A 12,053-nucleotide genomic window follows, 5' to 3' on the forward strand; every position below is an offset into this window, starting at 1 on the left:
AGTTTATACAACATCGCGCAGCCCCCTTCCAGTTAATGTTATAAATACATCCTCTAAATTTCTTGCTTCTAGCGTTTTGTCGATCAGCTCCTGCGGTGTGCCATGCGCAATAACTTGCCCGCTCTCAAGAATAGCTATCCTATCACATAGCTCCTGCGCTTCAATTAAATGATGCGATGTATACACAATGCTCGTTCCTGCGGCGTTTTGTTCTTTCAAAAAACTCAGGATAGCATTCTTGGACTGCACATCCACCCCTACCGTAGGTTCATCGAGAAATAATACCTTAGGGCCATGCAGAATGCCCGCTAAAAGATTTACTCTACGCTTCATGCCACCAGAAAAATTGCCTACCCGTTTATGGGCAAATTTCAGCAAGCCCATTTTATCCAAATACTGCTGCACCAATCTTTCCAGCTGTTTCCCCTTCAAGCCATACATTGCACCAAAGTACATTAAGTTTTCGGTAGCCGTTAAGGAAGGATACAGCGCATATTCCTGCGGAACAACGCCGATAAGCTGCCTTATGGCCATGCCCTGCTGGGCATAGTTTTTACCCCTGATGGTAAAACCACCAGACGAAGGTTTTATCAGTCCGCACAGCATAGAAATCAAAGTTGTTTTTCCGGCACCATTAGGTCCCAAAAGTCCAAAGATCTCTCCCTCAAAAACCGAAAGATTTAAATTCTTTACCGAGTAATAATCACTATCCTTATATTTCTTTGAAAGCCCCTCTATCCGAATTACCTCGTCGTTCATGCTTTAAACTGCTTTTTTTAGTTTCTTGAAAAATGCTTCCTCCAGGTCAGCAAGCTGCAACAACGCTGCCGACAGGCTGTTGTAAACATCCGACTGCTGGCTTCGTTTTTTATATACCCGCGAAGCATTAACGGCAAAGTCACGCCATAAATCACCGATTTTTGTCATCTCCTCCGACAACTCCAGCAAAATCGGGTTATTAATTTTACGCCCCGCCTCCTGTAAGAATGCGGAATAGATATAGCGAAAACCTCCCCCTCCAGTACCGATCTCCTCCTGCATACGCACCATCTGCGCCAGGTAGTAATTCGCCTTAGGCACCCCCACCTTCTGGGGCCACTTCGCAATAGCACGTGCCACCATGCGCATACCCCGAACACCTACAATAGGCACCGGCGCCAACATATCGTTACAGGTTTTCAGGATTGCCTTCCGTATAGCCTTAGGCCAGTCAATATCCGCTTCGCGCGGCAAAAATACCGGATAGTATAAGTGCCCCTTTGGTGCGAGTACACCTTTGGCAAAGCGCACCTTTTCCAATTCCTTTTCACTAAGACGATGTACCCCCTCCATCGTAGGATCAGATACCAGATAGCTACCCGCATCCTTACCATAGATAACCAGATTATGGGCATTAAAATGAAACCTATAATCGTCGGGAAAATAAGGCAAATGATACACCCCCACCTGTAATCCCGTAGGAATACCATTTTTTAAGTTTTCGTCAAGCTGCCGTTGCGCCCGCTCGGGGCTAGCGAATTTCAACCTTTTAATTTTAATACCTAAGCGTTTTGCCATACGGCTAAAAATCCATCCCGGCATAGGTCTATAACTCAATCCCGGAGCATTGCTAACCTTTAAAAAGGGCAAATACACATAAAACACACCCGAGCCAAGGCCAAATACCATAGGCTCAGATAAGTTTAACCCTTTATCTTTTAAGAGATTAGAGGCAACACCACTTTCACAGTGTGCCGATTGATGATGAGTAAAATTTAACTGCATTAATCTCCTTTAAAGTTTTTCAATTCTAGCACAGTAATATCGAAAGCATCCGCATACTTCTGCAACAGCCTATCACTAAGCCGCTGAAAAACAGCCGATTTAAAATGCCGTTTTATACGCCATTGCCAAATCCCCGTATAGCCCGATAAAACGCCAACATCCATACGATTTAGCAGCATAAAATAATAAACAGGACTGATCCGCTGTGCCGCAACATCTGCGCGAGCCTGATCAATCTCCTGCTGCAATACCTCCATGGTATGATCCTGAACAATATTTTTTGCCTCCCATCCACTACTCAATGCTGTCGTATATTCCCCATTTTCATCGATAGCGTAATACAGCTCACGCGATCCTTTCTGTACGATTCTTCCGTTGTCTTGTGGTACCTCTGACTTTTTCATTTATCTACCTTCCTGTAAAAATAAATTTATTTCTGCCACTGCTATTGTCATATCCGCAACCGTTGCGCGGACCAACATGGTGCATATACTGTAATTGTCTCCCTGAAATTGGGAGCTCAAATCAGCATGTGTACGTATATAATTTCCTACAGACGGCAAGGTTTGTATTTCAATTTTTTTTATTCCCGAGATAAAGCCTATTATGCGCTGATCTACCTCTGGATTATAATCCGGGCTGTAAAAATTCTGTCCTACAATAGAAGAACAAGTTTGCGCCATATGTTCAATCAAGCCCAGCTCCTGAAGTACGCCATCGGCCACGAAAATGCAGTCGTCCGTAATGTCAAAATGACATACCACATGCTTCTGCGATATTTCTGCAATATAGTCTACCATTAACATGGGAGCCCTATGAGGCAAAAAATCATGAATAGGAATTTTTATTTCTTCCATACTATTATATATTGGCCGCCGCAATAACGGTTTTCATCTGCGCTGTGGCGATACATTCATCCGCAACCCTACTTTCGATATGCACCAAGGTAACCCCCATAAACTCCTGAATAATACGAACATGAGTCTGTATCTCCTCGCCAATAAGCGGTAGGCGGAATAATTCAGCCTGCTGAATAGCGCCGATATACCCCGTTGGAGCCTGCTCCTTACGGATAAAAAAGCTATATCCCGTATGCAAGGCAACCGATTGCGCCATATGCTCCAGCAGCCCCGCCTCTTGCAACACGCCGTGTTGAAGAAAAATATTTCCCGCAAGCAGCACAAGGCCTGTATCCACCGTATCCGCCGTATAAGCGCGCAAACAATCGACCATCACCATGGGCATACGCTGCGGTATAAGTGCATGAATTGCAGTTCCAGTTATAGGCAATTTATGCATTAGCAAACGGTTAAGTACGCATACGAATACGTAAATCTAGCACTCTCGGGTACGCAAAGCATAATATGTTGTCCTTTTTGTAATGTTCCCGATTGCAGCAATTCCGCTAACATCAAATATACCGAGCCCGCACCCACATTACCAACGTCACGTAGGTTCATAAACCATTTACTACGGCTAATTTCAATACCCGCATCAGCAAATCCCTGGTATAAGCCATCCACAAAATAATGCGATGATACATGCGGTAATAAGAAATCAATATCCTCCGGTCCTACAGCATGTTTCTCCATAGCATGTTTCATACTTTCAACACCCTTAACCAAGATATACTTATCCAAGAGCTTGGTATCTTGCTTTACAGAGAAGATCGACTGCGTTAGCCACTCCTCGGTGGTATAATCGCTAAAAGACTTTAAACTACCATCCTGCTGCTTATCAGCTCCGGCATACATACACACATCAAGCTCATGAGCATAGGAATATCCTTCCACCCACTCCACACGCAAAGGAAAATCTCCTTTAGGCTGATTTTCCAGTAACATAGCCCCAGCCCCATCCGACAGCATCCAGCGTAAAAAGTCCTTATTAAAAGCAATAATAGGCTGCTCCTCCAATTCCTTGAGGTTTTCTACCTCCTTATTGAAATGGTCGGCCAGCATCCAGGAAGACATCCGCTCAGAGCCGGTGCATACCGCGTTATGGGTATTACCCGCTTTTACCGAAAGGTATCCAAACTTAAAAGCATTCATTCCGGCGCAGCAATTTCCTGCCGCCGAGTTTACCTCCGAAGGTCCGTTTTTCAATTCGCCATGCACCATAACAGCATGCGAAGGCATCAAAAAATCCGGCGATGATGTTCCACATGAAATCAGTTGAATATCCTCGGCCTTAAAATCATCGTCCAAAAGATTACGTATTGCCGCAGCCGTAAGCTGCGCATTCGTATGCGTAGGCAGACCATCTTTTGTTAAAGCATAGTACCGGGTTTGGATGCCATTATTGCGCAAAACAATACGCCGCGCTTTAGACGCTTGATTATTTATCTTTCCTAAATACGACTCCATCTCGTCATTAGACACAGGGTCGTTAGGTAAAAATTTACTCACACGGTTTATATAAACTTCATTCATCTCTTTACACACCTTGGTAATGGGTTTTCTCTTTTCTAATTTTTATAAAATACAATAGTGGATATAATACCAACTCAATTAAAAAAACAATTGGCGACACAATATACAAGGCAAATAGGACATAGTATTGAAAGCAGGTAATCAAAAATTTACGCTTTTCAGGATTTTTTAAAATCAGCGTTGACCAGATCTGAAACATGCGATTCCCTTTCTTATCCATAGAAACCAAAAAGAACTTAAAATCTACGGCACCGGCAGCCACTAATGCTGCCTGCAGATATTCAAAATTACCATTTTTTAAGGAATGATTAATAATTTCTCCATACCTGCTCGCCCCGCTAATATCTGCATCAGACACCCCTGGCAGCGGAAAAAAACCAAATGCCCGACGTTTTATGCCCGAGAACAACCAATCTACAATTGTTACCACCGACACCAGGTTATAATGACGATCTGTAAGCGCAATATTGCCCACCAATGTCGCGCCATTTGCCAACAATAGCGCCTTCACCTTATCCTGTGCTTTAGCCCACATATTCCGCGACCCGCTAATCGTAACAACAGGGCGGTCCTTTAAAATAGCGGTAGCATAAGGGCTTTTTAAGAAAGAATTAATCGGTATTGAAGGGCTCAGGTACCAAACCTGGTAGTGAAATAGTATAAGGTCATATTGTTTCTCCAAAATATACGATGGCGGTGGATGAACCGCTTGCGGTATCTGCTGAAAAGTTTCCGGAAAGACATTAAAAAACACATCACCCGTCCACGGAAAAGGGAAAGCATCCAGCATCTTAATTTCGTAATAATCTACCTGAACCTGCTCATCCTCCAGCATAGGTTTCGATATCGAACGTGCGATATCTTCTAATTGCCCAGACTGGCTGTAATAAATTACCAATACATCTTTCATAACATTAAGAGGCTTGCTTATTTCTATTCCAGAAATCAAAAAAATTAAACCATTGTAAGGGATAGCGCTTCAGTATTCTTTCTACACTACCAACATAAGCCTCCAGCACCGACTGTGCGTCGCGGTGTTTTATTTCAGTAGCCCTACGTGCATACAAATGATAGTGCTGATTAGGCTCCTTCATAACATACACAAAAATTATGGGTACCCCCAAGCGAGATGCTAAGTGAAAAGGACCTGCCGGAAAAATAGCCTCCTTACCCAATAAATTGGCTTTCAAAACCTTGGATCCCTCAAAATAACGATCTCCAGTAAAACAAATAAGCTCCTTATTTGCCAAAGCCTCATTTATTGCAAAGACATGCGACATATCTTCCTGGATAAAAATATGCTTTATTTCAGATTTGTCGGCCATTTTTTCCAGGTACGCCTTGATTATAGAAACCTCTTGATCTACGGTAACCTGATTAATCTGGAAACTTAAATCCAGATCGGAGAAAAAGCGCTCCGATATTTCAAAATTACCCACATGTGCAGATATTAATATCCCCCCTTTATTTTCAGACAATACAGCCTGAAGATGTTCAATACCATCAAAGTTGTAGGTAAAACGGTTACGTAAGCCCGCAGATATGGCAACCTTATCGATAATCGTCTGCCCGAAGACAAAGTATGTCTGATACACCTTAACTATAGCGCGCAAGAACGAGAAGCCCTGTCGCTTATGCAGGTAATAAAAAAGATCGCGAAAATTTTTGGGATAAAAGAGAAAATAATAAAAGGCAACAAAAATAAGAAGTCCGTATGCAGTACGGACGCCTAACTTCTTTATAAAAAATACAAATATTTTATAGCCAAGGAGTGTTCCTTTCGACCTTCCATCCCATTGGCTCATGCTAATACATTTTTATTTTAGGGCAATTTTATGCGCTACAACATTATAGAAATCTGCAAAGGTAAGCATACCCGAGAAATCAGCCTCACCCAATTTAACACCAAAATTCGATTCGATTAAAACCACCAAGTCCACATAGTCTAAGCTATCCAAATCCAGCGATTCCTTAAGTGGTGCTTCGGGTTGAATTACAGCAGCATCAACCTCAAATTCCTCCACTAATATATCGTTTAACTTTTGTTTAATTTCTGTGTTATTCATTATTTAAATCGCTTTACAACAACGGCAGAGTTAGTACCACCGAACCCAAAAGAGTTAGACAAATATATATCAAATTCTTGTCTTATTGTTGATGAAATTAAATTTAATTCTGCTAATTCAGGATCTACTTCCTGTAAATTAATATTTGGCGCTATAAAACCATGTTGCAACATTAACGTCGAATAGATAACCTCTGAAGCACCAGCCATCCAACATTCATGCCCAGTCATCGACTTCGTAGAACTCACATAAGGTTTACCGCCAAACACTTCCAGTATAGCCTTCCCCTCATTCGCATCTCCAATTGGTGTAGATGTAGCATGTGCATTTATATAATCCACCTCATCAGGCGTTACCCCCGCCTGCTCCAAGGCTCTTTTCATCGCCTTGGCAGGCCCCTCAATATTCGGGGTAGAGATATGCCCCCCATTGGAAGAAAAGCCATAACCAACCACCTCAGCGATAATAGGAGCGCCACGTTGCAAAGCCGAGTCTAAACTCTCCAGGATTACCGTTGCTCCACCGCCACTAGGCACCAGCCCGGTACGTTTCACATCAAAAGGGCGCGACGCCGTTTCCGGAGCATCCGTATCCTCAGCAAAAACCCCGAGGCCATCGAAGCTCGCCATTGCATAAGGGTTAATTTCCTGCGCACCACCACAGATAATTAAGTCCTGTAACCCCTGCTTAATAAACATATAGCCCAAGCCGATAGCATGCGATCCCGACGCACAAGCAGCGGAAATGGTCATGTTCACACCTTTAAGCCCTAAGATAGTAGCCAAGTTCATGGTAACTGTAGAATTCATAGACTTAAAAATTGCCCCAGACCCTATCAATTGCGTATCCTGCTTTTCGCGTACAATATCTGTGGCCTCAATAACAGCCTTAGAAACACTGTCATTACCATAGAGAATACCAATTTCACGCTCCTGCAACATAGAGGCACCAATACCTGCATTCGTCAGAGCCTCTTTTGTAGCCATATAAGCATACTCCGACTCCTCCCCCATGCTGATGCGCTGCCGGCGACTCAATTCTTTTTTTAAATCCGGCACAGGTACCATACCCGTTAATGGCGACTTAAAGCCAAAAGGTTTACGTTCAGGATCGATCTTAATACCCGACCGTCCTTCCATTAAGGACGCCGTTACCTCCTCTAAATTTGTTCCAATACAAGAATAAATACCCATTCCTGTAATCACCACCCGCGTACTCATATCCTATTTAAGAATAAATACCACCATTAATATTAATAATTTCACCTGTAATATAAGAAGATTTTTTGGATGCTAAAAAGGATACCAAATCAGCCACCTCTTCCGTTTTTCCAAACCGGTTTGCCGGAATTAACTTCGTCAACTCCTGCTCGTCCATATCCGCGGTCATGTCCGTTTGTATAAAACCCGGCGCAACAGCATTCACGGTAATATTACGTTTCGCAACCTCCTGTGCCAATGCCTTTGTCGCACCAATAACGCCCGCCTTTGCCGCCGAATAGTTCGTTTGCCCCGCGGTACCCTTCACGCCCGATACGGAAACAACATTGATAATACGTCCAAAACGTTTACGCAGCATTTTCTGAATAAAGAAATTGGTGACATTAAAAAACCCATTTAATGAAGTATCCAATACCGACTGCCAATCGGTATTGCTCATCCACATAAAAAGGCCATCCTTAGCAATACCCGCATTATTGACAATAACTTCGACTACAGCATCAGGATTTCGAGCGCTCCAATCCGTAAGCGCTGTCGATACCGCATCGGCATCCGCCACATCAAACTGAATAATTTCACCCTTTCCGCCCGCAGCTTCTATCAACTGAAGTGTTTCCAGTGCCGCCTGCATATTGCCTTGGTAGTTAATCAAAATATAATAGCCCAAATCGGCTGCCAATTTCTGGCAAATAGCACGTCCAATACCTCTAGACCCACCCGTAACTAAAGCACAGTTCATATGGTAACTCAATTAACTTAAACGCATTAAAAAATCTTTTACATCCTGTATGGCAGTATACAAGGGTTTATCATCCGAAAATGCCGGTACAAGCTTCCGCAAATCGGTATATAGTTGCTTACTGCGCGAAGATAAGGCATCCTGACAGTTCAAAATATCAATAGCCTGGGCCAAAGAAATATATTGAATAGCCAACACCTCGTAAGCATTAACAATAACCTTATGCGTAATCATGGCCGCGTTGGTGCCCATACTTACAATATCCTGGTTATCGTTGTTGTTGGGGATACTATGTACATACATAGAATTTGATAAGGTCTGATTTTCCGCCGTTGTCGACGTCGCCGTAAACTGCGCACCCTGCATACCAAAGTTAAAGCCTAGTTTACCCATATTAACAAATGGGGGCAATATTTCATTAATCTTGGTATTCATTAAGTAATTCAGCTGGCGTTCAGAAAGCATGGTTAAACGGGTAATGGCCAACTTCAATTTATCCATCTCCAATGAAATATAGTCGCCATGGAAATTCCCGCCATGGTAAACATTTTCATCTTCGACCGAAATAATAGGGTTGTCACTCACCGAGTTTACTTCATTTTCCAGAACCTTGCCCACCTGTTCAATTGTTTCAAGAATAGGACCTAAAATCTGCGGCACACAACGTAAGGAGTAGTACTCCTGAACTTTATCTTTAAAAATATCTTCCAAATTAGTGCCAGAATACAGATCCTCTTCCCTTTTACGTATTAAGTTGGAGTCTGCCAGATGTGCGCGCATCATCTGTGCAATCTCCTGCTGACCGTTATGTTTTTTAACTTCATTCAGGGTTGCCGAGTAATGATCATCGTGCGCCTTGGCAAGCTCATTCATTAAAGAGGAAAACGCAACTGAACATCTCAACAACTTATGCGCGTGATAGTAGTTAACAATACCTGCACCTGTCATTACCGAGGTGCCATTTATTAAAGATATCCCTTCACGCACGACAACATCGATGGGCTTTAACCCTAGCTCCTGGAATACCGCTGCCGTCGGTCTCCTCAGCCCCTGGTAAATAACCTCCCCCTCACCAATAAGCGTCAAGGCCAAATGAGCGAGCTGCACCAGGTCTCCACTAGCACCGACACCACCATGAGCAAAAATAACGGGTGTGATATCCTTATTTATAAAGGCCTCTAACAGCGACAATACAGAAATATGTACACCAGATTTCCCTTTAGAAAGGTTGCATAAGCGCGTTAACATAGCCGCTTTAACTACATCTGCGGGTAGCAGGTCGCCAGTTCCAGAGGCATGGCTACGGATTAAGTTATATTGCAACTGTATACGATCCGCATCTTGAATACGGTATTGCGCCATCGGACCAAAGCCTGTATTTATGCCGTAAATAACTTTATTTTCAATAAAAGATTTCAAAAAGTTATGGCTCTTTTCTACAATTTCTTTGGTATAATCGGATAAACCTACAGGGTTATGTTTTAATAAAACATGGGCAAATTGATCTAATGATAGATCGCTATGTATAGAAACCATTAATAATGTGTGTTTGCTTTTCAAATTTTAGATAATCTTCTTTTCCCAGTAGGATAAATAAGTACCTTTGTGTACAATTGTTTGCAAAAATAATATATTTATATTGAATTCCTTTAAGAATGGAAATTAGTGAAGTTGATATCTTGATTATCGGAGCAGGGCCATCGGGTGCCGTTGCAGCGGGATATCTAGAAAAACAGGGAGCAAAGATTAAGGTCGTGGAGCGCAGTAAATTCCCTAGATTAGTGGTTGGCGAAAGCCTGATTCCCCGTGTTATGGACCATCTTGATGAGGCTGGATTACTAGAGGATTTAAATAAACAGCATTTCCAAATTAAACCTGGCGCTAGATTTATTCGTGGCGAGGTCATCAGTATCTTCGATTTCAGCCAAAAGTTTGGCGCAGGTTGGGATTGGACCTGGCAGATTCCCAGAGCCGATTTTGACGATGTGATGGCGCAAAGTTTAGTGAAAAGAGGGGTAGATATCAGCTTTGAGACAACTGTTACTGAAATTTCCTTTACAGGCAGCACATCGCTAACTACAGTAGTGGATAAAGAGGGTAACATATCGAAAATCAAAGCCAAATTTGTAATCGACTGCAGTGGTTACGGCCGGGTATTACCACGGCTGTTACATCTTGATAAACCATCGAAACTGAACCCCCACTCGGCCATCTTTTCCCATGTCGTGGATATCAACAGACCTGAAGGTATTGAAGGAACCCAAATCTCCTTCGATGTCCTGGATACCGAAGTATGGTTATGGGTAATTCCATTTTCCAATGGCCATACCAGTTTAGGCATTGTCGCCAACACCGAGTTTATAGATCAACTCGCTACAGATGGCGATACCGCCGACGCCTTACGAAAGGCAATACAGTTATCCGACTTTTATGTAAAACGATTTGCCGGAACCGAATTTTTATTCGAGCCTGTACATCTTAAAAATTATTCCGCCGCTGTAACAAAAATGTATGGCGATGGCTTTGCTTTAACGGGAAATAGTTCCGAATTTTTAGACCCTGTATTTTCGTCGGGTGTATGTTTCGCCACAGAGTCGGGGATATTGGCAGCCAAGTTAGCCTGGCGACAGCTGAATGGGGAGGAGATAGATTGGGAGAAAGATTTTACCCAGTATATGGAGCGGGGTATTGCTGTATTTACAACGTACGTTAAAGAATGGTATACCGGAAACTTACAGACCTTATTTTTTCATAGACCCGAAAATCTAGACGTTAAAGAAAAGGTGTGCGCCGTTTTAGCAGGATATGTATGGAATGAAGAAAATCCTTTTGTAAAAAAACATAATCGCGTAATACGTAGTATAGCCTATATGCTACAAAATAATAAAACCCTATCGGATAATATAGAGCGAAACTATTAAAAAATAAAAGCCTTCAGATTGTGAAGGCTTTTATTTTTTACATGTAAGGCTTATTTTTTTAACAACTGTGCACGAAAGTTTGCAGCACTTTGCGCCACATCAGCCTGATTGTTTTCCCAGTTGTACTCATACTCTGCGGAAAGCATACCTTTAAATTTCTGACGTTTCAACTCGTCAATAATGCCTTGTAAAGGCAGTTTACCTGTTCCCCAATGTACATCATGCGCATCCTGTACACCAAACTTATTTAAGTCCTTAAAGTGTAAATGATAAACACGGCCATTTAATTTCTGTAAACATGCTACAGGATCCAAACCCGAACGCATCCAGTGACCAACATCAGCACCTGCACCCATTAATTTACTGCGCCCCTCAATAGCCTTTAATACCGTCTCGGGTTTCCAGTAATGCGAAGGATCTGGATGGTTATGAATAGCTATCTTAATTTGATATTTATCACACAATTTGGAAAGAATATCCAGCTGATCTTCATTAGGCTCTGTAGTAATAACCTGCACCCCCATATCCTTGGCAAAAGAAAAAACCTTTTCCCATTCTGCTTCATCACTTGCACCAACCACACCGAAGGCATACAAAGTTACCCCTTTATCCTTTAGTATTTTTTTCACCAATGTACGTCCCTCAGCCGATAATCCGTAACCCATTTTTTCGGTACTGCCCGAGCCAATGTCCTGACCGGGAAAGGCTTCTACAAAACGCATATTACTAGCAGCAATTTTATCTACAGCCTCAGCAAAACTAAATAACCTAAATGTATAAGCCTGAGCACCTAATTTCCAGCCTAACTTCTCCTCCGGATAATTTTTCTTGTTACCCAGTTTTGTAGGCGTAAAAGCCATAGTAAGCACAGCAAAAAGAACCGTTAAGGTCCAAACGTTGATTTTTTTCAT

The 12,053-nt window shown here is 42.4% G+C and carries 14 protein-coding genes; 1 reads left to right on the top strand and 13 read right to left on the bottom strand.

Translation table 11 applies throughout. The features are described from left to right. Positions 1-3 precede the first annotated feature (3 nt). From ACL9RF_RS08470 to ACL9RF_RS08525, 12 genes are read right to left on the bottom strand one after another with little or no spacing between them, the layout of a single operon-like run. Positions 4-759, bottom strand: coding sequence for an ABC transporter ATP-binding protein (locus tag ACL9RF_RS08470; RefSeq protein WP_422800181.1), 756 nt, complete (start codon positions 757-759; stop codon positions 4-6). 3 nt (positions 760-762) lie between these two features. Then, positions 763-1,764 carry a BtrH N-terminal domain-containing protein gene (locus tag ACL9RF_RS08475; protein ID WP_422800182.1) on the bottom strand — a complete coding sequence of 334 codons (1,002 nt, stop codon included), beginning with the start codon at positions 1,762-1,764 and terminating at the stop codon, positions 763-765. After that, positions 1,764-2,168 carry a hypothetical protein gene (locus tag ACL9RF_RS08480; RefSeq protein WP_422800183.1) on the bottom strand — a complete coding sequence of 135 codons (405 nt, stop codon included), beginning with the start codon at positions 2,166-2,168 and terminating at the stop codon, positions 1,764-1,766. Before ACL9RF_RS08480 ends, ACL9RF_RS08475 begins: the two co-directional genes overlap by 1 nt. Further along, the gene (locus ACL9RF_RS08485) at positions 2,169-2,621 is read right to left on the bottom strand and encodes a hypothetical protein (RefSeq protein WP_422800184.1); all 453 of its coding nucleotides are present in this window, start codon (positions 2,619-2,621) and stop codon (positions 2,169-2,171) included. Positions 2,622-2,625: 4 nt separating this feature from the next. Beyond that, positions 2,626-3,063 carry a hypothetical protein gene (locus tag ACL9RF_RS08490; RefSeq protein WP_422800185.1) on the bottom strand — a complete coding sequence of 146 codons (438 nt, stop codon included), beginning with the start codon at positions 3,061-3,063 and terminating at the stop codon, positions 2,626-2,628. Continuing rightward, the gene (locus ACL9RF_RS08495; protein WP_422800186.1) at positions 3,063-4,196 is read right to left on the bottom strand and encodes a beta-ketoacyl-ACP synthase III; all 1,134 of its coding nucleotides are present in this window, start codon (positions 4,194-4,196) and stop codon (positions 3,063-3,065) included. The genes ACL9RF_RS08490 and ACL9RF_RS08495 overlap by 1 nt, the downstream gene beginning before the upstream one ends. A 4-nt stretch (positions 4,197-4,200) precedes the next feature. Next, a complete protein-coding gene (locus ACL9RF_RS08500) occupies positions 4,201-5,106 on the bottom strand; it encodes a hypothetical protein (protein WP_422800187.1) in 906 nt (301 codons plus the stop codon). A 4-nt stretch (positions 5,107-5,110) separates the two neighbouring features. Beyond that, complete coding sequence (locus ACL9RF_RS08505) at positions 5,111-6,001, bottom strand: hypothetical protein (RefSeq protein WP_422800188.1); 891 nt, start codon at positions 5,999-6,001, stop codon at positions 5,111-5,113. A gap of 12 nt (positions 6,002-6,013) precedes the next feature. Further along, positions 6,014-6,262: a phosphopantetheine-binding protein gene (locus tag ACL9RF_RS08510; protein WP_422800189.1), complete on the bottom strand. Its 249-nt coding sequence runs from the start codon at positions 6,260-6,262 to the stop codon at positions 6,014-6,016. Next, entirely contained in the window at positions 6,262-7,482 is a 1,221-nt protein-coding gene (locus ACL9RF_RS08515) for a beta-ketoacyl-[acyl-carrier-protein] synthase family protein (RefSeq protein ID WP_422800190.1), read from the bottom strand. The genes ACL9RF_RS08510 and ACL9RF_RS08515 overlap by 1 nt, the downstream gene beginning before the upstream one ends. A gap of 7 nt (positions 7,483-7,489) precedes the next feature. Continuing rightward, positions 7,490-8,221 carry a 3-oxoacyl-ACP reductase FabG gene (gene fabG / locus ACL9RF_RS08520; RefSeq protein ID WP_422800191.1) on the bottom strand — a complete coding sequence of 244 codons (732 nt, stop codon included), beginning with the start codon at positions 8,219-8,221 and terminating at the stop codon, positions 7,490-7,492. Between the two features lie 12 nt (positions 8,222-8,233). Then, positions 8,234-9,781, bottom strand: coding sequence for an HAL/PAL/TAL family ammonia-lyase (locus tag ACL9RF_RS08525; RefSeq protein WP_422800192.1), 1,548 nt, complete (start codon positions 9,779-9,781; stop codon positions 8,234-8,236). Between the two features lie 95 nt (positions 9,782-9,876). On the opposite strand from ACL9RF_RS08525, the gene ACL9RF_RS08530 reads away from it, so the two are divergent. After that, positions 9,877-11,142 carry an NAD(P)/FAD-dependent oxidoreductase gene (locus ACL9RF_RS08530; protein WP_422800193.1) on the top strand — a complete coding sequence of 422 codons (1,266 nt, stop codon included), beginning with the start codon at positions 9,877-9,879 and terminating at the stop codon, positions 11,140-11,142. Between the two features lie 50 nt (positions 11,143-11,192). Here ACL9RF_RS08530 and ACL9RF_RS08535 read toward each other — a convergent pair whose 3' ends face one another. After that, positions 11,193-12,053, bottom strand: a complete 861-nt coding sequence (locus ACL9RF_RS08535) for a sugar phosphate isomerase/epimerase family protein (RefSeq protein ID WP_422800194.1) — start codon at positions 12,051-12,053, stop codon at positions 11,193-11,195.

The sequence above is a fragment of the Sphingobacterium sp. Mn56C genome, from assembly GCF_049319645.1.
Taxonomy (GTDB): Bacteria; Bacteroidota; Bacteroidia; order Sphingobacteriales; family Sphingobacteriaceae; genus Sphingobacterium.

Bases quoted from the DNA above. Each gene is read 5' to 3' on its own strand.
- ACL9RF_RS08470 (WP_422800181.1), bottom strand. From the start codon at position 759: ATGAACGACGAGGTAATTCGGATAGAGGGGCTTTCAAAGAAATATAAG.
- ACL9RF_RS08475 (WP_422800182.1), bottom strand. From the start codon at position 1,764: ATGCAGTTAAATTTTACTCATCATCAATCGGCACACTGTGAAAGTGGT.
- ACL9RF_RS08480 (WP_422800183.1), bottom strand. From the start codon at position 2,168: ATGAAAAAGTCAGAGGTACCACAAGACAACGGAAGAATCGTACAGAAA.
- ACL9RF_RS08485 (WP_422800184.1), bottom strand. From the start codon at position 2,621: ATGGAAGAAATAAAAATTCCTATTCATGATTTTTTGCCTCATAGGGCT.
- ACL9RF_RS08490 (WP_422800185.1), bottom strand. From the start codon at position 3,063: ATGCATAAATTGCCTATAACTGGAACTGCAATTCATGCACTTATACCG.
- ACL9RF_RS08495 (WP_422800186.1), bottom strand. From the start codon at position 4,196: ATGAATGAAGTTTATATAAACCGTGTGAGTAAATTTTTACCTAACGAC.
- ACL9RF_RS08500 (WP_422800187.1), bottom strand. From the start codon at position 5,106: ATGAAAGATGTATTGGTAATTTATTACAGCCAGTCTGGGCAATTAGAA.
- ACL9RF_RS08505 (WP_422800188.1), bottom strand. From the start codon at position 6,001: ATGAGCCAATGGGATGGAAGGTCGAAAGGAACACTCCTTGGCTATAAA.
- ACL9RF_RS08510 (WP_422800189.1), bottom strand. From the start codon at position 6,262: ATGAATAACACAGAAATTAAACAAAAGTTAAACGATATATTAGTGGAG.
- ACL9RF_RS08515 (WP_422800190.1), bottom strand. From the start codon at position 7,482: ATGAGTACGCGGGTGGTGATTACAGGAATGGGTATTTATTCTTGTATT.
- fabG (WP_422800191.1), bottom strand. From the start codon at position 8,221: ATGAACTGTGCTTTAGTTACGGGTGGGTCTAGAGGTATTGGACGTGCT.
- ACL9RF_RS08530 (WP_422800193.1), top strand. From the start codon at position 9,877: ATGGAAATTAGTGAAGTTGATATCTTGATTATCGGAGCAGGGCCATCG.
- ACL9RF_RS08535 (WP_422800194.1), bottom strand. From the start codon at position 12,053: ATGAAAAAAATCAACGTTTGGACCTTAACGGTTCTTTTTGCTGTGCTT.